At 69.5% G+C, this 22,984-nt stretch carries 24 protein-coding genes and 1 tRNA gene; 11 read left to right on the top strand and 14 right to left on the bottom strand.

The window, feature by feature from the left end; genetic code table 11:
- Nucleotides 1–49 precede the first annotated feature (49 nt).
- Complete coding sequence (locus tag IEY89_RS00590; protein WP_189145206.1) at nucleotides 50–1,030, top strand: zinc-binding dehydrogenase; 981 nt, start codon at nucleotides 50–52, stop codon at nucleotides 1,028–1,030.
- Nucleotides 1,031–1,390: 360 nt separating this feature from the next.
- Here the strand turns inward: IEY89_RS00590 and IEY89_RS41630 are convergent, their stop codons facing one another.
- The gene (locus IEY89_RS41630; RefSeq protein ID WP_373287178.1) at nucleotides 1,391–1,522 is read right to left on the bottom strand and encodes a rhomboid-like protein; all 132 of its coding nucleotides are present in this window, start codon (nucleotides 1,520–1,522) and stop codon (nucleotides 1,391–1,393) included.
- Between the two features lie 60 nt (nucleotides 1,523–1,582).
- On the opposite strand from IEY89_RS41630, the gene IEY89_RS00585 reads away from it, so the two are divergent.
- Nucleotides 1,583–2,470, top strand: coding sequence for an aminoglycoside phosphotransferase family protein (locus tag IEY89_RS00585; RefSeq protein ID WP_229694976.1), 888 nt, complete (start codon nucleotides 1,583–1,585; stop codon nucleotides 2,468–2,470).
- Nucleotides 2,471–2,497: 27 nt separating this feature from the next.
- Here IEY89_RS00585 and IEY89_RS00580 read toward each other — a convergent pair whose 3' ends face one another.
- The gene (locus IEY89_RS00580) at nucleotides 2,498–3,007 is read right to left on the bottom strand and encodes a GNAT family N-acetyltransferase (protein WP_189145204.1); all 510 of its coding nucleotides are present in this window, start codon (nucleotides 3,005–3,007) and stop codon (nucleotides 2,498–2,500) included.
- Between the two features lie 68 nt (nucleotides 3,008–3,075).
- Nucleotides 3,076–3,149, bottom strand: a tRNA-Thr gene (locus IEY89_RS00575).
- A 226-nt stretch (nucleotides 3,150–3,375) separates the two neighbouring features.
- On the opposite strand from IEY89_RS00575, the gene IEY89_RS00565 reads away from it, so the two are divergent.
- The 3 genes from IEY89_RS00565 (at nucleotide 3,376) to IEY89_RS00555 (ending at nucleotide 6,070) form a co-directional block, all read left to right on the top strand.
- Complete coding sequence (locus tag IEY89_RS00565) at nucleotides 3,376–4,512, top strand: ABC transporter ATP-binding protein (RefSeq protein ID WP_189145202.1); 1,137 nt, start codon at nucleotides 3,376–3,378, stop codon at nucleotides 4,510–4,512.
- Between the two features lie 210 nt (nucleotides 4,513–4,722).
- The gene (locus tag IEY89_RS00560; protein WP_189145201.1) at nucleotides 4,723–5,172 is read left to right on the top strand and encodes a hypothetical protein; all 450 of its coding nucleotides are present in this window, start codon (nucleotides 4,723–4,725) and stop codon (nucleotides 5,170–5,172) included.
- 166 nt (nucleotides 5,173–5,338) lie between these two features.
- Nucleotides 5,339–6,070 carry a nucleotidyltransferase family protein gene (locus tag IEY89_RS00555; RefSeq protein WP_189145200.1) on the top strand — a complete coding sequence of 244 codons (732 nt, stop codon included), beginning with the start codon at nucleotides 5,339–5,341 and terminating at the stop codon, nucleotides 6,068–6,070.
- A gap of 168 nt (nucleotides 6,071–6,238) precedes the next feature.
- Here IEY89_RS00555 and IEY89_RS00550 read toward each other — a convergent pair whose 3' ends face one another.
- From IEY89_RS00550 to IEY89_RS00525, 6 genes are all read right to left on the bottom strand, one after another.
- Nucleotides 6,239–7,939: a DoxX family protein gene (locus tag IEY89_RS00550; RefSeq protein ID WP_189145655.1), complete on the bottom strand. Its 1,701-nt coding sequence runs from the start codon at nucleotides 7,937–7,939 to the stop codon at nucleotides 6,239–6,241.
- A gap of 123 nt (nucleotides 7,940–8,062) precedes the next feature.
- Entirely contained in the window at nucleotides 8,063–9,004 is a 942-nt protein-coding gene (gene rlmB, locus IEY89_RS00545; protein WP_189145199.1) for a 23S rRNA (guanosine(2251)-2'-O)-methyltransferase RlmB, read from the bottom strand.
- 109 nt (nucleotides 9,005–9,113) lie between these two features.
- Nucleotides 9,114–10,532 (bottom strand): cysteine--tRNA ligase, encoded by a 1,419-nt coding sequence (gene cysS, locus IEY89_RS00540; protein ID WP_189145198.1) that lies wholly within the window; start codon nucleotides 10,530–10,532, stop codon nucleotides 9,114–9,116.
- 198 nt (nucleotides 10,533–10,730) lie between these two features.
- The gene (gene ispF / locus IEY89_RS00535; RefSeq protein WP_189145197.1) at nucleotides 10,731–11,237 is read right to left on the bottom strand and encodes a 2-C-methyl-D-erythritol 2,4-cyclodiphosphate synthase; all 507 of its coding nucleotides are present in this window, start codon (nucleotides 11,235–11,237) and stop codon (nucleotides 10,731–10,733) included.
- A complete protein-coding gene (ispD, locus tag IEY89_RS00530; RefSeq protein ID WP_189145196.1) occupies nucleotides 11,227–11,979 on the bottom strand; it encodes a 2-C-methyl-D-erythritol 4-phosphate cytidylyltransferase in 753 nt (250 codons plus the stop codon). The genes ispF and ispD overlap by 11 nt, the downstream gene beginning before the upstream one ends.
- A 358-nt stretch (nucleotides 11,980–12,337) precedes the next feature.
- Nucleotides 12,338–12,820: a CarD family transcriptional regulator gene (locus IEY89_RS00525; protein WP_006380568.1), complete on the bottom strand. Its 483-nt coding sequence runs from the start codon at nucleotides 12,818–12,820 to the stop codon at nucleotides 12,338–12,340.
- Nucleotides 12,821–13,446: 626 nt separating this feature from the next.
- On the opposite strand from IEY89_RS00525, the gene IEY89_RS00520 reads away from it, so the two are divergent.
- Nucleotides 13,447–14,073, top strand: a complete 627-nt coding sequence (locus IEY89_RS00520; protein WP_189145195.1) for a copper chaperone PCu(A)C domain-containing protein — start codon at nucleotides 13,447–13,449, stop codon at nucleotides 14,071–14,073.
- Between the two features lie 116 nt (nucleotides 14,074–14,189).
- On the opposite strand, the gene phoP is transcribed toward IEY89_RS00520, so the two are convergent.
- Both phoP and phoR read right to left on the bottom strand, forming a co-directional pair.
- Nucleotides 14,190–14,861, bottom strand: a complete 672-nt coding sequence (gene phoP, locus IEY89_RS00515; protein ID WP_486389060.1) for a two-component system response regulator PhoP — start codon at nucleotides 14,859–14,861, stop codon at nucleotides 14,190–14,192.
- A gap of 5 nt (nucleotides 14,862–14,866) precedes the next feature.
- Complete coding sequence (phoR, locus tag IEY89_RS00510; RefSeq protein WP_189145193.1) at nucleotides 14,867–16,192, bottom strand: two-component system sensor histidine kinase PhoR; 1,326 nt, start codon at nucleotides 16,190–16,192, stop codon at nucleotides 14,867–14,869.
- Between the two features lie 203 nt (nucleotides 16,193–16,395).
- On the opposite strand from phoR, the gene phoU reads away from it, so the two are divergent.
- From phoU to IEY89_RS00490, 4 genes are all read left to right on the top strand, one after another.
- Complete coding sequence (gene phoU, locus IEY89_RS00505) at nucleotides 16,396–17,085, top strand: phosphate signaling complex protein PhoU (RefSeq protein WP_189145192.1); 690 nt, start codon at nucleotides 16,396–16,398, stop codon at nucleotides 17,083–17,085.
- A gap of 154 nt (nucleotides 17,086–17,239) precedes the next feature.
- Entirely contained in the window at nucleotides 17,240–17,392 is a 153-nt protein-coding gene (locus IEY89_RS00500; RefSeq protein ID WP_189145191.1) for a hypothetical protein, read from the top strand.
- 301 nt (nucleotides 17,393–17,693) lie between these two features.
- A complete protein-coding gene (locus tag IEY89_RS00495) occupies nucleotides 17,694–18,830 on the top strand; it encodes a sugar ABC transporter substrate-binding protein (protein WP_229694975.1) in 1,137 nt (378 codons plus the stop codon).
- 156 nt (nucleotides 18,831–18,986) lie between these two features.
- Nucleotides 18,987–19,235, top strand: a complete 249-nt coding sequence (locus tag IEY89_RS00490; RefSeq protein WP_189145190.1) for an SCO4226 family nickel-binding protein — start codon at nucleotides 18,987–18,989, stop codon at nucleotides 19,233–19,235.
- A gap of 109 nt (nucleotides 19,236–19,344) precedes the next feature.
- Here the strand turns inward: IEY89_RS00490 and IEY89_RS00485 are convergent, their stop codons facing one another.
- Complete coding sequence (locus tag IEY89_RS00485) at nucleotides 19,345–20,145, bottom strand: hypothetical protein (RefSeq protein WP_189145189.1); 801 nt, start codon at nucleotides 20,143–20,145, stop codon at nucleotides 19,345–19,347.
- 189 nt (nucleotides 20,146–20,334) lie between these two features.
- Nucleotides 20,335–21,096, bottom strand: coding sequence for a phosphoglyceromutase (locus IEY89_RS00480; RefSeq protein WP_189145188.1), 762 nt, complete (start codon nucleotides 21,094–21,096; stop codon nucleotides 20,335–20,337).
- Nucleotides 21,097–21,247: 151 nt separating this feature from the next.
- Here IEY89_RS00480 and IEY89_RS00475 point away from each other — a divergent pair, with 151 nt between their 5' ends.
- The gene (locus IEY89_RS00475) at nucleotides 21,248–22,528 is read left to right on the top strand and encodes an MDR family MFS transporter (protein WP_189145187.1); all 1,281 of its coding nucleotides are present in this window, start codon (nucleotides 21,248–21,250) and stop codon (nucleotides 22,526–22,528) included.
- Here IEY89_RS00475 and IEY89_RS00470 read toward each other — a convergent pair.
- Entirely contained in the window at nucleotides 22,503–22,973 is a 471-nt protein-coding gene (locus IEY89_RS00470) for a DUF2000 domain-containing protein (RefSeq protein ID WP_189145186.1), read from the bottom strand. The two genes, IEY89_RS00475 and IEY89_RS00470, sit on opposite strands and share 26 nt — an antisense overlap.
- Nucleotides 22,974–22,984: the final 11 nt, after the last annotated feature.

The following is a 22,984-nucleotide window of genomic DNA, read 5'->3' as shown; positions in this document are numbered from 1 at the left end:
GCACCGCCCGCCCGGCCACACACCGGGCCGCACACCTGGGGGACCCCACATGCACGCCATCCGCCTGCACACCTTCGGCCCCGCCGACAACCTCACCTACGAGCAGGTCGAGGACCCCGCACCCGGCCCGGGCCAGGTCCGTATCGCCGTGGCCGCAGCCGGGGTACACCTCCTGGACACAGCCCTCCGCGAAGGCGTCCAGGGCCCGGCGCCCGCACCCGTCCCCCTGCCCACCGTCCCCGGCCGCGAGGTCGCCGGCACCGTCGACGCCCTGGGCGAGGGCACCCCACACCTGTGGCTCGGCAAGCGCGTCGTCGCCCACCTCGGCTTCCAGCCCGGCGGATACGCCGAACTCGCCGTCACCGACATCGAACGCCTGCACGAAATCCCAGCCGGCCTCGACTTCGCCCAGGCCGTCGCGATGATCGGCACAGGGCGTACGGCGATGGGAATCCTGCAGTTCACCGACCTCGGCCCCGACTCCGTCACCATCGTCCCGGCCGCCGCGGGCGGCCTCGGCACCCTTCTCGTGCAGTACGCCCGGCACGCCGGAGCCACCGTGATCGGCCTGGCCGGCGGCCCGGCGAAAACAGCACGCGTCGCGGCGAACGGCGCCGCCCTCGCCGTCGACTACACGGACCCCGCCTGGCCGGAGAAGGTCCGCGCGTACCTCGGCGGCCGACCCGCCACAGTCGTCCTCGACGGCGTGGGCGGCGACATCGCCCGCGAAGCCACCGCCCTCCTCTCCCCCACCGGACAGCACCTCGTCTTCGGCTGGTCAGCAGAAGGCATCAAAAACGGCGGCCCCTACCTCGTCGAGGGCCTCTCCCAACAGATCCTCGGCCCGGCCATGCTGGCGAAGACAGGCGGCCCCAACCCCCTCCGCACCCTGGAACTCCGCGCCCTCACGGAAGCCGCCACCGGCCGCCTGACCCCGGCCGTACACCGCTTCCCCCTCGCCGAGGCAGCCGCCGCCCACCACGCCCTCGAAAACCGCGGCACGACCGGCAAGGTCGTCCTGGAACCATGACCAGCCCCCCTCACTGCCACCACCTACCGCCCGGCCACCCGATCCACCACCCGAGCCAGCCCCAACGACCGCCCACCTCCCCGGCCGACTCCCGCCGATCCGCCGCCCGATACGTGGCGTACACCCCAGCACCCCCAGCCACCGCAACGGCTCCGGCGCCGGCTCCGGCTCCGGCTCCGGCCCCCAATTCCGCACCCGATGCTTCACCCATGACAGATCAGCCGACTGACAGATCAGTCAACTCGGCACGCGCCCGCCCGACCCGAATCCAGCAGCACCAGATCCCGCAACGTCCGCGCCACGAGACTGACCGTGGCACACCAGTCCCGCGGTACCTTCTGATTCCGCTCGCGCTGGAGATCAGCCCACCCACCGGATGGTCCGCAGGAACTCCTCCTGGAACTCCGCCGACATGTGATGCACCGCCACAGTCGTGAAGCCCAGAACAAGCAGCCACACATACGTCGGAGCACCACGGACGCACGCCCCCACCCCACGCGGACCCACCGGAAATCTCCTGCCCGAAAGTACGCACGCACATACAGTCGGCAAGTGATCAGCATCCGTGTCCCGGACGAACTGGCCGCCACACAACTCAAGTACAACGGCGAGGCAGGCCGCGCCTTCATCACCGCACTCCCCGCCCGCACCGCCGACTTCCTCGGCCGCTGGAACCTACGCGTCGACGGCCACGCCATGCACGGCGTAACAGCCCTGGTCCTCCCGGTCCTCCGCTCCGACGACACCCCGGCCGTCCTGAAACTCCAACTCCTGGACGCCGAGAGCGAAGGCGAACCGACCGCCCTGCGCCTCTGGAACGGCTACCACGCGGTACACCTCCTCGACCACGACCCCACCACGGGAACGATGCTCCTGGAACGCCTCGACCACACCCGGATGCTGTCCCACCACCCCGACACCCACGAAGCCACCCTGATCATCGCCGATCTCCTGGCCCACCTCACGGCCGTACCGGCCCCACCGGGCATCCGCCGCCTCGCCGACATCGCGGAAAAAATGCTGAACGACGCACCAAGGGCTCTCCACCAAATCCCCGACCCCGAGACCCGCACCCTCCTCACGGACTGCGCGGCAGCCCTATGCGAAGTGGCCCCCGACCCCGGCGACCGCCTCCTCCACTGGGACCTCCACGACGAGAACGTCCTCGCCGCCACCCGAGCCCCCTGGCTGGCCATCGACCCGAAACCCCTCGCCGGAGACCCCGGCTTCGACCTCTGGCCGGCCATCAACAACCGCTTCGACCCCGGCGACATCCTCTGGCGCTTCGACGCCCTGACGGACGCCCTGGCCCTCGACCGGGAACGAGCACGCGCGTGGACGCTCGCCCGGGTCCTCCAGAACGTCCTGTGGAACATCGAGGACGGCGACCCCCTGGAGGAAGCGGACCTGGAGATCGCACGCCGACTGCGCCACGCCTGACCCACGGCAAGCCCCAGCCGCGACCAGTCACACAACACACTCCATGCACACCAGCCGATCCCGCCCGTCCCACGACTCGGTGACGATGAACCCGAACCGCTCGTACAGAGCAATGGCCCCGGTCCGCCATTCCCACACGGACAGCCGCACCCTGCCGACACCATCCTCCGCAGCCTGCGCGAGCGCGGCACGAAGCAGACCGGACGCGATCCCCCGCCCCCGGAATTCCGGATCCGTCCAGAGCCTCTTGATCTCCGACCGTCCACCGACGGCAGCGGCCACCACGAGACACCCCACGGCCACACCCCCGCTCAGAGCCACCAGCACGACATCCCCGACGAACGCGGCCCGCGGATCCGAGATCTCCGCCCGATAGCGCGGTGGCAGCCCGTCCACGTCGGCAACGGGCGCACCCTTCTCGGCCTCGGTCCCCAGGTGGTAGGCCGCCAACAACCGGGCGAGCCCGTCCTCGGAAGCCTCGGACGAGGGCGCCTGCCCCGGCCAGCGGACGATCACAACCTCACGCTGATCAGTCATGCCGCCAGCATCACACGGGCGCGAACACGAAGAAGCCCAGGTCAGCTCAACGCTGACCTGGGCAATTGAGCCCCCTGTCGGATTCGAACCGACGACCTACGCATTACAAGTGCGTTGCTCTGGCCAGCTGAGCTAAGGAGGCGTGCCGCGCGCGTACAACAGACCGTGCAGGCGTGCGTGCCCGTGAAGTGTACCCAGGCCCCGGCCGACCCCTGGTCGAAAATTTCCGCGAAGTTCACACTCCCCCAGCTACTGACAGACGCCGCAACCCCGGGTACCGTCCAGATTCAGTCCGCGTACGTGGACTACACCACCTTCCACTACGGATCGTCCGGCACGTTCCTGCCGGTGAAGGGGGCCTAGTACCCATGGCCACTGTTTCGTTCAACAAGGCGACCCGCATCTACCCGGGTGGCGACAAGCCCGCCGTCGACCAGCTTGAGCTCGATGTCGCGGATGGCGAGTTCCTCGTCCTCGTCGGTCCCTCCGGCTGCGGTAAGTCCACCTCCCTGCGCATGCTCGCGGGTCTTGAGGACGTCAACGCCGGCTCGATCCACATCGGTGACCGCGACGTCACGCACCTGCCGCCGAAGGACCGGGACATCGCGATGGTGTTCCAGAACTACGCGCTGTACCCGCACATGACCGTCGCCGACAACATGGGCTTCGCGCTCAAGATCGCCGGCGTCAACAAGGCCGAGATCCGCCAGAAGGTCGAGGACGCGGCGAAGATCCTGGACCTCACGGACTACCTGGCCCGCAAGCCGAAGGCGCTCTCCGGTGGTCAGCGCCAGCGTGTCGCCATGGGTCGTGCCATCGTGCGTGAGCCCCAGGTGTTCCTCATGGACGAGCCGCTGTCGAACCTCGACGCCAAGCTCCGTGTGTCGACGCGTACGCAGATCGCGTCGTTGCAGCGCCGCCTCGGCATCACCACCGTCTACGTCACCCACGACCAGGTCGAGGCCATGACGATGGGCGACCGGGTGGCCGTGCTGAAGGACGGTCTGCTCCAGCAGGTCGACTCGCCGCGCAGCATGTACGACCGCCCCAAGAACCTCTTCGTGGCCGGCTTCATCGGTTCGCCGGCGATGAACCTGATCGAGGTTCCGATCACCGACGGTGGCGTGAAGTTCGGCAACTCGGTCGTCCCGGTCAACCGCGAGGCCCTCACGGCCGCCGCGGACAAGGGTGACACCACCGTCACGGTCGGCGTCCGTCCGGAGCACTTCGACGTCGTCGAGCACAACGGTGCCGCCGCCAGCGCGCTGTCCAAGGACACCGAGGACGCGCCGGCCGGCCTCGCCGTCACGGTGAACGTCGTCGAGGAGCTGGGCGCCGACGGTTACGTCTACGGCAGCGCCAAGGTCGACGGCGAGCTCAAGGACCTGGTCGTCCGTGTCAGCGGCCGTGCCGTCCCGGACAAGGGCGCCACGCTGCACGTCGTGCCCCGTCCGGGCGAGATCCACGTGTTCTCGACCTCGACGGGCGAGCGCCTCGCCGACTGAGACCACTGACGTCTCGGCCTGAACACCGAAGGGCCCCGCGGCTTGCTGCGGGGCCCTTCCCATGCGCGCCCACCGGACGCCCGATACCCCGGCAGACCGGTCGTTTCGAATCGCGTACGTCAACGCCCTACCCACAAAATGGCACCAATCCATCCCCCGATAGGGTGACTGAATGTCGCCAAATCAGCACCGAGCGCTACCCTCACTCGCGTGAAGCACTCCACTAACCAACTGACGCGAAGTGGCCGTGGCCCCGCCCGCCGGATCGGCCGTAGCCTCGCCCTTGTCCTGCCCGTCGTCCTGGTGCTGTCCGGGACCCTCGCGGTCACCCGAGTCAACTGGTCGGGGAACCCCTCGGACTCGGTGCTCACCGCCTCCTCCGAGAAGCTGGCCGCCCGGGCCGCCGCTGCCCCCGCACCGCAGGACGTCCTGCGCGACCAGCTTCTTCTGGAGCTCCAGAAGAAGGACCCCGGCACCGCCCTCACCCACCTGCAGCAGGCGGTGAACGGCCGCCCGTCGCTGGCGAAGCACTGCACGTCGATCGCCCGTGCCCTGGGCCGCGCCGCGGTCCGCATGTACGGCCCGTCGCGCGCCCAGTCGTACGCCCGCCCGGTCTGCGACACGTCCTTCGCCACAGGAGTGGCCGCGGCCCACAGCTAGATGCCATCAGGCGCCCCTCTAGGCGCCCCGCAGGGGCTTGCCTAGAGGGGCGCGGGGAACTGCGCGACCAGCCCCACCGACCCGCAGACCCCCACCCACAGCTCCACCCTGAGCCCCACCCCAGCCTCCCCCGCGGCACCCGCGGAGCGCCCCGTACAGTTCGGACATGACCGATCCGAACGCCACGTCGCGCCCCACCCAGGCCGTGGTCCTCGCCGGCGGCCAGGGCTCCCGGCTCCGCCCGTACACCGACGACCGGCCCAAGCCGATGGTCGAGATCCCCGGCACGGGGACGCCGATCATCGGCCATCAGCTCGTCTGGCTCGCCGAGGAGGGTGTGACGGACGTGGTGGTCAGCTGTGGCCATCTCGCCGAGGTCCTCCAGAAGTGGCTGGAGACCGCCGATCTGCCGTTGAACGTCACGACGGTCGTCGAGACCGAACCTCTCGGTCGTGGCGGCGGCCTCAAGTACGCCGCCGCGCACCTGCCCGCCCCGGAACAGCCCTGGTACGCCACCAACGGGGACATCTGGACCCGTTTCTCGCTGCGCGACATGGCCGACTTCCACGCCGAGCGGGACGCCGTCGCGACCCTCGCGCTGGCCCGTCCGCGCCTGCCCTGGGGTGCTGTGCAGACGGACGGCTTCGGGCACATCACGGACTTCATCGAGTCCCCTCCGTCGACCTTCGAGATCAACGCGGGTGTGTACGTCTTCTCGTCCGACTTCGCCGCCCTGCTCCCGGAGCGCGGGGATCACGAGCGCACCACGTTCCCTCATCTGGCCCGCGAACTCCGCCTGGCCGGCTTCCCGATCCCGCACGGTGCCTACTGGCGTGCCATCGACACCGCGAAGGACCTCACGGAGGCGGCGAAGGAGCTGGCGGCGCTGGGCCGTTGAGCCGGCGGTCCGCCAACTGCCTTTGTAGATACGCCTGTACGTACTCCTGTACGTACTCCTGTAGGTACGCGTGCACGTACGCCGCATACGTCGATGGGGTCCCGCGCATTCCCGTGCGGGACCCCATCGACGTAACCTGCGTAACCGCCTTGCCCGGGCGGGTTGCCGCTAGCCCAGGAGGCCGCCCACCAGCCCTGGCTGGCCGGTGGAGGAGCCGCCGGTGCTGCCGTCGCTGCCGCCGGTGCTGCCTCCCGTGGAGCCGCCGTTGGTGCCGCCCGGGGTGCCCGTGCCGCCCGACGAGGACGGTCCGGCGGTGGTGCTGGGCGCCTGCTCGGCCGGGGTGGTCTGCTGCGGCGGGGCCTGGCCGGCGCTGCCCTGGGTCTGGCTGGGCCGGCTTCCGGTGACGCTGCCGCTCTCGCGGGCCTCCTGGGGGGTGGTCGCGGCGTCGCCGGTCGTGGGGCTGGCCGAAGTGGCGTTCTGGGTCGGGGACTTGGTGACCGCCGAGGGGCTCTTCGAGGCGCGGCGTTCGCCGGACTGCTCCGGGAGGGGGGAGCCGGGGAGTTCGTTGCGAGGGGCCTCGCCGGGGCCGGGGACGACCACGCGGTCGGCGTCGCGGACGGCGCCGCCGAGGAGCGAGCCGATGAGGAGCGTGAGTCCGATGACGACGGCCGTGACGAGGGCGCCGCGTCGCAGGACGTAGGCCCGCAGCTCCCAGATGTCCGTACGGGGGCCGAGTCGGCGCCAGGCGCTGCCTGCGAGGCGGCCGTCGATGGAGTAGACGGGGGCGCCGGCGATGATCAGCGGCGACCAGGCGGCCAGGTAGATGATGTCGGGCGCGTCGTAGACGGGGACGCTCTTCCAGCTGACGGTGACGAGCAGCGCGGCGGAGAGCATGGCGCCGCCGACGGCCGCGACCCGCTGCCACAGGCCCAGGACCGTGATGACTCCCACGATGACCTGGAGGAAGGCGATGACGAGTCCGGAGCCGACGGGGTGCTGGAGGGCGAACTGGCGTAGTGGTTCGGCGACTTCCCAGGGGTGAAGGGTGTTGAGCCACTTCATCATGGAGCCGCGTTTGCCGCCGTCGAAGTAGACGGGGTCGCAGAGCTTGCCCATGCCGGCGTAGATGGAGATGAAGCCGAGGAAGATGCGCAGCGGGAGCAGGACGACGCCGAGGTTCATCCGGCGGCCGGGGTAATAGGCGTGCCGTACGGGGTCGCTGGGGTGGCGCCTCGCGCCGGTGCGACGTCCGTCGGCGTCCCGCTCGTAGGCTTCGTCGCCCTCGTAGCCGAACTCGCCGTCTCCGTAGCCGGATTGGCCGTATCCGGCTTCCTCGTAGGCGCTGCCGGTGGTGCGCATGGTGGGGAGCAGGCGGCCGGTGTCGGAGCCGTGGGTGCGCTGGCTGCCGACGATCGGTGTCTCGACGGTCTGGTCGAGGGTGCTGCCCGCGTAGTCGAGTTCGTCGTCGATACGGGGGATGACCTGCGTCGCTCCGGCGTCGCCGGTCGGCGGCTGTTCGCCGTGGCGCACGCTGGAGCCCCGTACGGCCTGGAGCAGCCGGTGGGCGCCGGTGTCGTCGGGCGCCGACTTGCCGCTCCAGACGACGGGTGCCCTGCGTCGGACGGCTGTGGCGCCGCCGGCGCCTACGACGGGGATGCGCGCTGCGTCCTCGGAGGTGCCGAGGTGCCGGGCGACGCGGGACGACGGTGCCGCCCGCCGCGTCGAGGCCCCCAACTGCACGCGGAAACTCGCATGGTTGACGATGACCTGCGCCGGATCGCTCGGCACCTTCACCATGCTCAGCGCGGGAGCGTCGTCGTATCCCGACGAGCGGTCCCCCGTGGGTGTGCGGGGTGTTCTGGTGTCCACACTCATCTAACCGAGTGACGTGAGGTTAGGACACTGCTTTGACTTGGCGGATGTGTCCGGACCGCGTCAAGGTCACGTCACCCGCTCGGATTCCCCCGTACAGGTGACGTCGCGCACGCGTGTTCAGGCGCGTCGGCGGGCCGCTTCGTACAGGACGATCCCGGCCGCGACACCGGCGTTGAGGGACTCGGTGCCGCCGGGCATCGGGATCCGTACGAGGTGGTCGCAGGTCTCCCCGACCAGCCGGGACAGTCCCTTGCCCTCGCTGCCGACGACGATGACGACGGGTCCGCCGAGGGCGGGCAGGTCGCCGACCTCCGCGTCACCGTTGGCCGCGAGCCCGACAACGACGATCCCGGCCTTCTGGTACGCCTCCAGGGTGCGCGTCAGGTTGGTGGCACGGGCGACGGGTGTGCGGGCGGCGGCGCCGGCGGAGGTCTTCCAGGCGCCGGCGGTCATGCCGGCGGCGCGCCGCTCGGGCACGACGACTCCGTGCCCGCCGAAAGCGGAGACGGAGCGGACGACGGCGCCTAGGTTGCGCGGGTCGGTGACACCGTCGAGGACGACGATGAGGGGGTCCACACCGTTGTCGTAGGCGGCGTTGGCCAGGTCCTCCGGGTGGGCGTACACGTACGGCGGGACCTGGAGCACGAGCCCCTGGTGGTTGAGCCCGTTGGTCATCCGGTCGAGCTCGGGCCGGGGGGCTTCCATCAGGTGGATGCCGCCGCGGTCGGCGACCAGCTGGAGCGCCTCGCGCACACGCTCGTCGTTGTCGATGAACTGCTGGACGTAGAGCGTGCTGGCCGGGACGCCCTCGCGGAGCGCCTCGACGACCGAGTTGCGCCCGACGACGAGTTCGGAGGAGGCTTTCCCGCCGCGCCCCTTGGGTGCGGGCCGCCGCTGGAGCTGCTTGGACTTGGCACCGGCAATACGGTTCTTCTTGTGTCCCTTGCGCGCCTCGGCGGGCGGCGTCGGGCCCTTGCCCTCGAGCCCCCGGCGCCGCTGGCCGCCACTGCCGACCTGCGCGCCCTTCTTGCCGGACATGCGGCGGTTGTTGGTGGCCATGACCTACCTGTCTGTGTGAAGACGTGCGTGTGTACGTCTATGAGTGTGCCGCCCGGAATCCCGAGCGGCACAATCGATCAAGGAAATGTGTGGATATGAGCGGAAATACTCAGCGCGGTCCGAGGGTCCAGCGGGGCCCCTGCGGGCCGTCCTCGATGACGAGCCCCGACTGGTTGAGCTGATCGCGGATGGCGTCCGCGGTCCCCCAGTCCTTGCGCCCTCGGGCGGCCTCGCGCTGGTCGAGGACGAGTCGTACGAGGCTGTCGACGATCCCGTGCACGCTTTTATTGAGCACAGTCTCGCCGCGGTCACCCGCCTGCCCGGCCCAGTGCGGGTCGAGCGGGTCGAGGCCGAGGACGCCGAGCATGGCGCGCACCTCGGCGAGCCGGGCTACGGCGGCTTCCTTGTCGTCGGCCGCGAGGGCGGAGTTGCCCTGCCGGACGGTGGTGTGGACGATGGCGAGGGCCTGCGGCACGCCCAGGTCGTCGTCCATGGCCTCGGCGAAGGCGAGCGGCACCTCGGCGGCGGGCTCGACAGCGCCCCCGGCCTTCTCGACGACGCGCTGCACGAAGCCCTCGATCCGGGCGAACGCCGACTCGGCCTCACGCAGGGCGTCTTCGCTGTACTCGATCATCGAGCGGTAGTGCGGGGTGCCGAGGTAGTAGCGCAGGACGATGGGCCGCCAGGCCTTGACCATCTCGCTGACGAGGACGGAGTTGCCGAGGGACTTCGACATCTTCTCGCCGCTCATGGTGACCCACGCGTTGTGCAGCCAGTACTTGGCGAAGTCGTCGCCGAAGGCCTTGGCCTGGGCGATCTCGTTCTCGTGGTGGGGGAAGATCAGGTCGAGGCCGCCGCCGTGGATGTCGAAGGCGGTGCCCAGGTACTTGTGGGCCATGGCGGAGCACTCGAGGTGCCAGCCGGGCCGTCCCCGTCCCCAGGGGGTCTCCCACGTCGGCTCGCCGGGCTTGGCGGTCTTCCACATGGCGAAGTCACGGGGGTCGCGCTTGCCGGTCTCGCCGTCGCCGGAGGGCTGGAGCAGGTTGTCGAGTTCCTGGTTGGACAGCTGCAGGTAGCCGGGGAAGGAGCGCACGTCGAAGTAGACGTTCCCGTCGGCCTCGTACGCGTGTCCGCGCTCGATGAGGCCGCGCATCATCTCGACCATCTCGGTCACGTGCCCGGTGGCACGCGGCTCGTAGGTCGGGGGCAGGCAGCCGAGCGCGCTGTAACCGTCGTTGAAGGCCCGCTCGTTCTCGAAGCCGATGGACCACCAGGGGCGGCCCTGTTCGGCGGCCTTCCTGATGATCTTGTCGTCGATGTCGGTGACGTTGCGGACGAAGGTGACGTCGTACCCGCGGTACGTGAACCAGCGGCGCAGGATGTCGAAGTTGAGGCCCGACCGGATGTGCCCGATGTGCGGGGCGGCCTGCACGGTGGCGCCACAGAGGTAGATCGAGACGCAACCCGGCGTGAGCGGGGCGAAGTCACGGATCTGCCGGGCGCTGGTGTCGTACAGGCGAATGGTCACGAGACCAGGGTAGTGGCCCACACCGGGTGCCCTGCGACCCTTACCCACAAGGGCCACGTATTCGTGACATTGCCGCCGGCGGTTGGGCGGAGACGGCGTGCGGGCGCGTTGGGGGCGCGGCCCTGGGGGCTGCGCCCCCAACCCCCCGCTTCGGCCCTGAAGGGGCCTCGTCCTCACACGCCGGACGGGCTGAACTACTCAGCCCAGGCGGGCGACCAGGGCCGTGGCCACCGCCATCAGTCCCTCTTCCCGTCCCGGAAACCCGAGCCCGTCCGTCGTGGCGCCGGAGACCGACACCGGCGCCCCCACCGCCTCCGACAACACCTTCTGCGCTTCCTCGCGCCGCTTCCCGATCTTCGGCCGCGGTCCCACCACCTGCACGGCGACGTTGCCGATGGTGAACCCGGCCGCCCGTACGATCCGCGCCGCCTCCGCCAGCAGCGTCACCCCGGACGCGCCGGACCACTCCGGGCGCCCGGTGCCGAAGTGCTGCCCCAGGTCGCCGAGGCCGGCCGCCGAGAAGAGCGCGTTGCACGCGGCGTGGGCGACGACGTCCGCGTCGGAGTGACCGGCGAGCCCTGTCCCCTCGCCCTCCCATTTCAGGCCGGCGCACCACAGCTCCCGGCCGTCCTCGAAAGCGTGAATGTCGGTTCCGATGCCGACCTGGGGCAGCACCGGCGCCGCCGCGGCGGGTTCAGAAGCCATCGTTGAGCCTCCTGCGGGCCAGTACCGCTTCCGCCAGCACCAGATCGAGCGGCCTGGTCACCTTGAAGGCCTCCTCGTGACCGGGCACGACCACGACCCGCAGGCCCAGCTGTTCCACCATGCTCGCGTCGTCGGTGACGTTGTCGGTCACCGTCTCGTGGGCCCGTAGGAGGGTGTCGATCGCGAATCCCTGCGGTGTCTGGACGGCCCGCAGCCGCGCCCGCTCGGGCGTCGCCAGCACCGGTTCCGGTTCCCCGGGCGTCGTGGCCGGTTCGACCTCCTTGACGGTGTCCGCGAGCGGCAGCGCGGGGACCACGGCCTGCGCGCCGTCCCGTACCGCCTCGATGACCGCGTCGACGGTGTCCACCGGTACCAGCGGGCGGGCGGCGTCGTGCACGAGGACGATGTCGATGCCGGGCGGCAGCGCGTCCAGGCCGAGCTTCACCGATTCCTGCCTGGACTCGCCCCCGGGGACGACCAGGAAGTCCGTGCGTTCGGGCAGCGCGTGGGTGTCGAGGAGGGCTTTCACCTCGGCGGCGCCGTCCGGCGGGGCCACGACGACGACCAGCGAGACGGCACGGGACGCGGCCATCGCGCGTACCGCGTGGACGAGCATGGGCGTGCCGTTCAGCGCGCGAAGCGCTTTGGGGGCGCCCGGGCCGAGGCGTACGCCCCGGCCGGCGGCCGGAATCACGGCGGCCGTACGTGCCCCGGGCGGTGTGGGGCGCGATTCGTCAGACATCGGTTCCTGTCAGGTTTGTGTGCCGAGCCCTCGTGGGTATGGCCTGGAGGAGTGCCGGGCGCGAGCCTTGACCGGACCCTTCCGTGACATCCGGTCGAGCCTGCTCCGGGCCCGGCACACCAAGTATCAGTACTTCAGTGCTACTGGCAGATCGCGGGAACCCCACGACCGCGGAGAATCCACTGCTCGTAGGAAATCCGCTGACGGTGTCAGTGGTGTCCCGGATACGCGGCGGAACTTCCGGGCACGAACATGCCGCAGCGCCCGGCGACATTGGATACGTCATCGGGCACCGCGGCATTTCAATGTGCTGCTGAGCTGAGTGAGCCGGCTTCTCAGGGCCTGCGTTCAGTCAGAGTCAGGACGCGAGCACCTCGTCGAGCAGTGCCTCGGCCTTGTCCTCGTTCGTGTTCTCCGCCAGCGCGAGCTCGCTCACCAGGATCTGGCGAGCCTTGGCGAGCATGCGCTTCTCACCGGCGGACAGTCCGCGCTCACGCTCACGACGCCACAGGTCACGCACGACTTCCGCGACCTTGATGACGTCACCGGAGGCGAGCTTCTCCAGATTTGCCTTGTAACGACGCGACCAGTTTGTGGGCTCCTCGGCATACGGAGCACGCAGGACCTCGAAGACCCGGTCCAGCCCTTCCTGACCAACCACATCACGTACGCCGACGAACTCCGCATTGTCCGCTGGCACACGCACCGTCAGGTCACCCTGCGCGACCTTCAGCACCAAGTAGGTCTTGTCCACGCCTTTGATCTGGCGAGTTTCGATAGCCTCGATCAGCGCGGCCCCGTGATGGGGATAGACCACGGTGTCGCCAACCTTGAACGTCATGTGACAGGTACCCCTTCCGTGGCTATCCAGGGTAACACGGAAACGACGGCTTCTGAATGGTGTTTTCGCAGGTCAGGGCATATCTCGGGGCTTGACAACTGCAACAGGAACGTGCTTCGACAGGGCCGTGAGAGCGAAGACGGCGGGGGTATTCGCAGGTCGGAGCGGCTCTCCGAACGAAGTGAAACCCGGGCGTTACACACGCCCGGAGACCCCGACGGAAGACCAAACATCCAGTTATGTCCGCTTCCAAGCGTGCGACGTCCGCTACTCCGTTCGGTGAGCGGAGTCCACGCGGGGCGAATCCGGAATTGATCACGCCGGTCGATGTCCGGGAGATGGTCGGGCCGATGACACACGGGTGATCCACGAGTGATCTACGGGTGATCAATTTCCGGCTGTGCTCATTCCTTCACCGGAAATCCGCGAGCTCCCTGATGGCGCTTATCCGAATGTCGAAGTGGCTCATGAGGCACCCGCGCCCGCCGAGGCAACGCCTCCGTCCGCCTCTAGAGGCGGGTCGGGTGCAGCGGCGCGGGAACGGCTCGGTAACCTAAGGCCGCTGACAGTCACTTAGGGCGGCTTTATAAGAAGCTGCCCGTGCGTTCCAAGGAGTTGCCGCCGCCGTGAGCAGCAGCCTTCGACGCGGCGCCCTCGCCGCATCCGCCCTCGCGTTCTCGGTCGCCACGCTCGCCGGGTGCGCAGCCGGAAACAACGCCCAGACGCTGGGGGTCAAGCCGGACAACGCGGCAACGACCGTCGGCGACATCAAGCTGCAGAACGTCGTCGTCATCACCCCGGCGGAGCCGGAGTCGACCGGCCCGGCCGCCGTCTCCGCGACGGTGTTCAACACCGGCGCCACCGCCCAGACGCTGGAGTCGATCACCGTCCCCGGCACCGGCAAGACCGCTGAGCTGAATCCCGCCAAGGGCGGCAGCCTCAGCATCCCGGCCCATGGCTCGCTGGTCATCGGCGGCGAGAACAACGCCTCCGCCGTGCTGCCCGGCAGCCGTGAGGCGATCCAGGACGGCAACGCGCAGAAGGTCACCTTCACGTTCAGCAAGACCGGTGACGTGAGCCTGCGCGCGTTCGTCGTCCCGGCGGAGAGCTTCTACGCCTCGTGGGGCCCGACCGAGGCACCGGCCTCCCCGGCCGACACCGCCTCGCCGTCCGCTTCCCCGAGCCCGTCCGGGGAGGCCGAGTCGCCTGCCGCCGGGGCCTCTGCGAGTACCTCGGAGACGGCCGGCCACTAAGGCGTCCGACGGCCACGGGGCCGTCGTACACGCGCATGTACGTCGAAGGGCGGGACCTCTCCGGGAGGTCCCGCCCTTCGACGTACATGCGCGTACCGGCAGGTGCGCGGGCCGGTTTACGGCTCGAACTTGTATCCGAGGCCGCGGACCGTGACCAGGTACCGCGGTGCGCCCGGGTCCGGCTCGATCTTGGCGCGCAGGCGCTTGACGTGGACGTCGAGGGTCTTGGTGTCGCCCACGTAGTCGGCGCCCCAGACCCGGTCGATGAGCTGCATCCGGGTCAGCACGCGGCCGGCGTTGCGCAGCAGCATCTCCAGCAGGTCGAACTCCTTGAGCGGGAGGTCGACCTTGGCGCCGGAGACGGTGACCACGTGGCGGTCGACGTCCATGCGGACCGGGCCGGCCTCCAGTGCGGCCGGGCTGACCTCCTCGGGCTCGCCGCGGCGGCGCAGGACGGCGCGGATGCGGGCGACCAGTTCGCGGGAGGAGAAGGGCTTGGTGACGTAGTCGTCGGCCCCTATCTCCAGACCGACGACCTTGTCGATCTCGCTGTCCTTGGCGGTGACCATGATCACCGGGACGTTTGACTTGACGCGCAGTTGACGGCAGACCTCCGTGCCGGGCAGGCCCGGCAGCATCAGGTCGAGCAGGACGAGATCGGCGCCGTTGCGCTCGAACTCGTCGAGTCCGTCGGGCCCGGTGGCCGCGATGGCGACCTCGAAACCCTCTTTGCGGAGCATGTACGAAAGGGCGTCGGAGAAGGACTCCTCGTCCTCGACGACGAGCACTCGGGTCACGGATGGACCTCCGGGGCGTGAAGCGGATCGTAAGGGGATGTGCCGGTGGTCCGGTCGGCCACTTCGCCGGGGTCGGACGGTCCGTCCCCGGCTTCGGGGTCGGAGTCTGGGAGTGACTCGGGGTGTGAGTCATGGTCGTACAGGTGCGGCCGGTTCGCGCGGGATCGGCGGCCGGTGGCCGCTTCCGGGAGCCGCAGGGTGAACGTGGAGCCCTGGCCCTCGGAGCTCCACACGGTGACCTCCCCGCCGTGCGAGGCGGCCACGTGCTTGACGATCGCCAGCCCGAGGCCCGTACCGCCGGTGGCGCGGGAGCGGGCCGGGTCGACGCGGTAGAAGCGCTCGAAGATGCGCTCCTTGTCCTTGTCGGAGATGCCTATGCCCTGGTCGGTCACGGCGACCTCGATGAGGTCTCCGCCCGGCGCGTTGACCCGGCGTGCCGCTATGCCGACGCGGGTGGTGGAGGGCGAGTAGTTGACGGCGTTCTCCACGAGGTTGCCGAGGGCGGCGGCGAGCTGGCCGCGGTTGCCCCAGACGCGCAGGTCGGCGGTGCCTCCGGCGGCCATGGTGATCTGTTTGGCGCCGGCCTGGTGGCGGCAGCGGTCGACGGCCTCGGCGACGAGTTCGTCGACGCGGACCGGTTCCGCGTCCTCCAGCGGGTCGTCGTTCTGCACCCGGGAGAGGTCGATGAGTTCCTGGACGAGGCTGGTGAGGCGGGTCGCCTCGATCTGCATCCGGCCGGCGAAGCGTTCGACCGCCTCCGGGTCGTCCGAGGCGCCCATGACGGCCTCGGAGAGGAGGGAGAGCGCGCCGGTGGGGGTCTTGAGCTCGTGGCTGACGTTCGCGACGAAGTCGCGCCGTACGGCCTCGATGCGCCGGGCCTCGGTGAGGTCCTCGACGAGGAGGAGGATGAGCCGTGAGCCCAGCGGGGCGACGCGCGCCGAGACGGCGAGGGCCTCGCCGCGTCCGGTGCCGCGTCTGGGGAGGTCCAGCTCGACCTGGCGTATCTCACCGTCGCGCCGGGTGTCGCGGGCCATATGGAGCATCGGCTCCACCGAGAGCTTTCCGCCACGGACCAGTCCGAGGGCGTACGCCGCCGAGCTGGCCTTGACCACGGCGTCCGCCTCGTCGAGCACGACGGCCGAGGACCGCAGCACCGACAGCACCGTGTCGACGCCGGGCGGCAGCACGGGGTCGGTGTGCAGGGAGGTGCGGGTGGGGCGTTTCTGGTCGCGCTCGCTCCAGCGGAACGCCAGCATGGCGATGACACCGGTGAGCACCCCGGCGATCGCTGCCGCTGCGGCGACTGCCGCGTTCACGTCCATGCAGCCAGGTTAGGCATGGGACAGGTCCTGGCTACAGCCAACAGTGTGCGACCTCGAACACTCGTCGCCCAGAGTTCACCTTGGAGCCAGTATTGGTTCATTTGTCGGGGCGGAAAAGGACGCGTGCAGGACCGAACGTGGGAGCGTGGGGGTCACGGGGCCCGCGGTTCGCCCCCGAACGGACGTCAAGAGAGGGACACCTGATGCGTGACGCGTACCACGAGGAACTTGACTCGATCGGCGATGGTCTGGTCGAGATGGCCCGACTTGTCGGGTCGGCGATCGGACGTGCCACGACGGCGATACTCGATGCCGACCTGAAGCTGGCCGAAAGCGTCATCGAGGCCGACGCCAGGGTCGACGAGCTCCAGCACGACCTGGAGGGCCGCGCCATAGCGCTGCTGGCCCGCCAGCAGCCGGTGGCGACCGATCTGCGGATCGTCGTCACGTCCCTGCGCATGAGCGCCGATCTGGAGCGCTCGGGCGACCTCGCCCAGCACGTCGCCAAGCTGGCCCGGCTGCGCTTCCCGGAGCGCGCGGTCCCGAGCGACCTGCACGCCACGATCCTGGAGATGGGCCAGCTCGCGCAGCGCCTGATGGCGAAGGCGGCAGAGGTCATCATCACCAAGGACGTCGACCTGGCGATGCAGCTGGAGACGGACGACGACGAGATGGACCTGCTGCACCGCACGCTCTTCCGGCACCTGATGGAGGACCGCTGGAAGCACGGCATCGAGACGGCGGTCGACGTCACGCTGCTGGGCCGCTACTACGAGCGCTTCGCGGACCACGCGGTGTCGGTCGCCAAGCGTGTGGTGTTCCTGGTGACGGGCGAGCACGCGGACGAGCTGCAGGCGGACGTGCAGCCGCCCACCGGTGCCGAGGGGGCGTAAGTCTCCGGTCGGCTCCGCGGCGGGGCGTGCGGAGCCGGCCTTCGCGCCGTCGAGGGGTCCGCGAGCCTCTGTGCGCCGTTGATGCGCCCGGCGGGGTGGGCATGCAATGGGGAAAAGGCACCCGTCTCCAGGATCCAGGCTCCAGGAGGGCCCCATGGCCGAGACCCCCAGCACGCCCGACCCGACACAGGCACGCGAGACGCAGCAGCCCGCCGAGATCAAGAACCTGCCCCTGTTCGGCGCCTGCGGCTGCGGCTCCGGCTGCGGGTGCGGCTGCCAGTCGGGCAACCCCTGTCAGTGCGGTTGACGGCGTATCACTGAAGCCGTGAGGACCCTGTCTCCCGTTGGGGAGATGGGGTCCTTTTGTGTGAGGTTCGTGTACGGCGGGGTCGTTCACCCCGGTTCGGAGCGATGCGGGACGACCTCGACGGTCGTTGAACGGGCATACACTTCACAGCAGTTGACGCTCAGGCGCTGTCCATGCACAACAGGCACCCTGTTGCCATCTCGTTAACCAGCACTTCTTGACGTCACGTGCTGCCGCCGCGTTGGCTTCCGTATCTGATCTGGGTTCGTCCTGCCTGTTCCCCGCCTGGAAGGCACCTGCCGTGAACGCTCGTACCCCCCGTCGGACCGCCGTGCGCCGTACCGCCATCGCGGTGACGGCCGCCGCCTCGGCCTTCTCGCTCGCCGCGTGCGGTGTCATCGACAGCGCCGGCGGCAGCAGCGGCTCCGCAGAGCCCAAGAAGGGCGACGACATCACCGTGGGGCTCCTGCTGCCCGACAAGAAGACGAAGCGCTTCGAGAAGTTGGACTACCCGCTCTTCAAGAAGCAGGTCACCGCCCTCACCAGTGGCAAGGGCAAGGTTCTCTACGCCAACGCCGAGGCGGACAAGGCCAAGCAGAACCGGCAGCTCGAAGAGATGATCGCCAAGAAGGTGGACGTCCTCGTGGTGGACGCCATCGACGCCAAGACCATCGCGCCGTCCATCGAGAAGGCCAAGGACGCGGACATACCGGTCATCGCGTACGACCGGCTCGCGGAGGGCCCGATCGACGCGTACGTCTCGCACGACAACGAACTCGTCGGGGAGGTACAGGGCCGCTCGATCATCGAGGCGCTCGGCACCAAGGCCGCGACCAGCAAGATCGTCATGATCAACGGCTCGGTCACGGACCCGAACACGGCGTTGTTCGAGGACGGCGCGATGACCGAGCTCGAGGGCAAGGTCCAGATCGCGGCGTCGTACAACACCAAGGACTGGCTGCCCGAGGTCGCCAAGGCGCACATGGAGACGGCGATCCAGTCCGTCGGGCTGAACGACATCGACGCCGTCTACTCGGCGAACGACGGCATGGCCGGCGCGGCCATCGACGCGCTGAAGGAGGCGGGCGCCTCGAAGATCCCGCCGGTGACCGGGCAGGACGCGGACCTGGCGGCGGTGCAGAGGATCGTCTCGGGCGAGCAGTACATGAGCGTCTACAAGTCGTTCATCCTGGAGGCCAACAACGCCGCGTCCATCGCGGTCGCCAAGGTCCAGGGCCGCGGAATCGAGTTCGACGCGCTGACCCGCGACACCGTCGACAGCCCGACGGAGAAGAAGATCCCGTCGATGCTGGTACCGGTGGTGGCCCTCACGCAGGACAACATCAAGGACACCGTGATCCAGGACGGCGTCTACACCGTCCAGGACATCTGCACCCCGGAGTACGCGGCGGCCTGCGCGGAGATCGGGCTCGAGTAGCGGGTACGAGCGGCGAGTTGCTCCCCGTGGGCGAGGAGCCGTCGGCGGTGGCCGCGCGTGGAGTCGCCGGGGCGGCGGTTCGGGCAGAGGATGGAGAGCAGGCGAACCGTACGAAGCAGGACGTGCGACCGGATCAGGGATAGGAGGTGTGACGCCATGCCCCAGTTCATGGACGTCCACCACGGCATGGAAGGCATCACGGCCGACCAGCTGAACCAGGCCCACCAGGCCGACCTGGACATCGAGAAGGACGAGGGAGTGCACTTCGAGAAGGCCTGGGCGGACCCCGCGTCCGGCACGGTCTACTGCCTCTCGGAAGCCCCCTCGGCCGAAGCGGTCCAGCGCATCCACGAGCGGGCCGGCCACAAGGCCGATGAGATCCACCCGGTTCCCCTGACGGTCTGAGGACACGGTCGGCAGGTGAGCGGGCGCGTACGAGGAGGTCCCCTGCCCGCCGATGTCGCGGGCAGGGGACCGTCACTTCAGTGGCTTCAATGGCATCTGCGGTGCGGGCTCACTTCACATCGACGTAGTCGGTCCAGCCGGGCGTGGCCTGGGTGAGGCTCGTGCCCTCGAAGGTGTAGCGGTACGCGCCGTCCGCCGTCGCCTTCACGGTGGCCGTGGCCCAGCCGTTCCGGTCGGTCTTGATCTTCTTCAGCGTGACGAAGGCGCCGCTCGTGCCCTTGCGGTACTGGAGCAGCACCTGGTGCCCGATCAGGGGCACGTTCTTGTTCTTCTCCCAGCTGGCGACGGTCATCTGGGCCTTGACCGTGAGGTTCTTGCCCTTCGTCACCGGCTCCGGGGTGGCGTCGGTCTGGGTCATGTAGGTCGTGCGCTTGATGCGGGCGAAAGCGGTGAGGTCGATGCCGTCCCCGCGGGTGACGTTTCCTTCGCCGTCGACGGCAGTGAAGGACAGGAGCCAGAGACCGGCGAGGGCGTTGCTGCGGAGGTTGACCCTCGGGTCGGCGGTCAGCATGGCCTCGCACCAGGAGGTGATCTCGTTGATCTTGTGGCAGGTGGCGGACGCGGTCATGATCCCGTCGGCCGTCGCCGGGTCATCTCCGTGCCTCAGCTCGATCGACACGCTCTTGACGCCCTGCGGGTCGGTGACCGTCGCGGAGATCGGGATCAGCCTTTTCTTCGCGGCCTCGACGCCAACGGTGGAGTCCTGCCAGTCGTGGTTGACGTCGATGGTCGAGAACTTCGAGGAGTCGTCCTGGTCGGCCCCGGCTGCCGGGGCGGCGAGAACGGTGACGGCCAGTGCGGCACTGAGAGCGGCGGCGGTAGCTGTGGCGACAGTGGCGCGTATGCGCATGGTGTGGGTTCCCCCTGGGATTGATGAGGCGGGTGGTGCCTTCACCTGCGTCAGACACACGAGACGCCTGAGGGGTTGTGCTCTGAGGGTCCATCAGTGAGCCCCGGCCGCGAAAACGCCCCCGCTCCGCGCCATGGGCGCAGGTCGGGGGCATGATCGCGAAAGGTGTCGCGAAAGGTGTCGCGAAACCTACTTCTTCTTGCCCTGGTTCTTGACCGCCTCGATCGCCGCCGCGGCCGCGTCCGGGTCGAGGTAGGTGCCGCCCGGGGTCACCGGCTTGAAGTCGGCGTCCAGTTCGTAGGCGAGGGGGATGCCCGTCGGGATGTTCAGGCCGGAGATCGCCTCGTCGGAGATGCCGTCCAGGTGCTTGACCAGGCCGCGGAGGCTGTTGCCGTGGGCCGCGACCAGGACCGTACGGCCGGTGAGGAGGTCGGGGACGATGCCGTCGTACCAGTACGGGAGCATGCGGTCGACGACGTCCTTCAGGCACTCCGTGCGGGGGCGCAGCTCCGGGGGGATCGTCGCGTAGCGGGGGTCGCCCGACTGCGAGAACTCCGTGCCGTCCTCGAGGGGCGGGGGCGGGGTGTCGTAGGAGCGGCGCCAGAGCATGAACTGCTCCTCGCCGAACTCGGCGAGTGTCTGGGCCTTGTCCTTGCCCTGGAGGGCGCCGTAGTGGCGCTCGTTCAGGCGCCAGCTGCGGTGGACGGGGATCCAGTGACGGTCCGCGGACTCCAGGGCGAGCTGGGCCGTGCGGATCGCGCGCCGCTGGAGGGAGGTGTGGAGCACGTCGGGGAGCAGACCGGCGTCCTTGAGCAGCTCACCGCCGCGGACCGCCTCCTTCTCGCCCTTGTCGGTGAGGTTGACGTCCACCCAGCCGGTGAACAGGTTCTTCGCGTTCCATTCGCTCTCGCCGTGGCGGAGGAGGATCAGCTTGTACGGTGCGTCGGCCATGCCCCCGAGCGTAATAGAACGTCCTGATCCGTTGCTCGGCCGCCCGGCAAGCGGACGGTTGACGGGATCTGTTAATTGAGTGGCTCCCCCGCCCGACACGCTCGTAAGGTGTCATCGTCGATTGAGATGCTTACATCCGTGGGGGACAGCTGTGCCGCTCGCCGCCTTGAAACGCGCCGTCCGGGAGTCCGTCTCCGGGCTGCCCCGCGAGTTCTGGTGGCTGTGGACGAGCACTCTCGTCAACCGGCTCGGGGCCTTCGTCGCCACGTTCATGGCGCTCTACCTGACCCTCGACCGCGGCTACTCCGCCTCGTACGCCGGTCTGGTCGTCTCGCTGCACGGGCTCGGCGGGGTCGTCTCGTCGATCGGCGGCGGCGTCATGACCGACCGGCTCGGACGACGCCCCACGCTGCTCATCGCCCAGTCGTCCACGGCGTTCTCCGTCGCGCTGCTCGGCTTCGTGCACCACCCGGTCGCCATCGCCGGGGTCGCCTTCCTGGTGGGGATGGCGAGCAACGCCTCGCGGCCCGCCGTGCAGGCGATGATGGCGGACATCGTGCGGCCCGAGGACCGCGTCCGCGCGTTCTCCCTGAACTACTGGGCCATCAACCTCGGATTCGCCGTCTCCTCCGCCGGCGCCGGCTTCATCGCCGAGGTCAGCTATGCCGCCGGGTTCCTCGTGGAAGCCGGTATGACGTTGGCCTGCGCGGTCGTCGTCTTTCTCAAGCTGCCCGAGTCACGGCCGACGCACGCGACGAAGGAGGAGCGGGCGGAGGCGTCCGTCGGGCTCGGGACCGTGCTGCGCGACGGGCGCTTCATGAGCGTCGTCGGGCTGTGCTTCCTCGTCGCGCTCGTCTTCCAGCAGGGCGCGGTCGGACTGCCGATCGCGATGGGCGAGGCCGGGTTCACCCCGGCGGACTTCGGGATGGTCATCGCCGTCAACGGCGTACTCGTGGTCGTGCTGCAGATCCCGGTGACCCGTTTCATCGAGCACCGGGACGCCCGTCGGCTCCTGGTGGCCTCGTCCCTCCTGGCCGGGTACGGATTCGGGCTCACCGCCTTCGCCGGGTCGGTCGGCGTCTTCGTCCTCACGGTCTGCGTCTGGACCCTGGCCGAGATCGTCAACGCGCCCACGCAGACGGGGCTGGTGGTGCGGCTGTCTCCGCTGCACGGGCGCGGTCGCTACCAGGGCATGTACACGATGTCCTGGTCGGTGGCCGGCCTGGTCGCCCCGCTGATGTCGGGCTTCGTCATCGACCACTACGGCGCGGAGTGGCTGTGGGGGCTGTGCGCGGTCGTCGGGACGGTGGCGGGGGTGGGGTACTGGGTGCTGATGGAACGGGTTTCGGCGGAAGTACCGGCCAAGGAGACCTCCCCCGTCGACGCCGTCCTCGCTTCCGAAGCCGTCAAGGATGCATCCGCGACCCCTTGACCACCTTGTCCACCGCGTTCCTCGGCCCGTACACCGCCACCCCCACGACGTCCAACTCCCCTGCCCCCACGGCCCGTACGGCCGCCCGGTTGTCCCGGTCGTTGCCCGTGCCGAACAGGTCGGACGTGAAGACGGCGCAGGGCAGGACCCGGGACACCGCCCGTCCGTGCGCCGCCTTCAGCGTCTCCTTCGTGGCCTCGAAGACGAGGACCGGCTGGCGGAACATCGGGAGGTACGGGGTGCCGTCCGCGTCCTCGTACGGCTCGCCGACCACCTCGGGGACCGTTGTCCCCAGGCCGCTGACCAGGAACGCGGTCACGTTCAGGCGCTGCCAGGCTTCCAGGTCCTCGCGCAGGACCACGGCGATCTTCGTGTCGAAGCGGATGGGCTCCGGGGTGGGGTCGGGGGCGGGCGCGAGGGCGGGGGTGGTGTGCGGTGCGTTCATGGCTTGAGACT

The sequence above is a fragment of the Streptomyces lacrimifluminis genome (assembly GCF_014646095.1).
In the GTDB taxonomy this organism is placed as follows: domain Bacteria; phylum Actinomycetota; class Actinomycetes; order Streptomycetales; family Streptomycetaceae; genus Streptomyces; species Streptomyces lacrimifluminis.
This window is presented reverse-complemented; position numbering and strand designations above follow the sequence as displayed.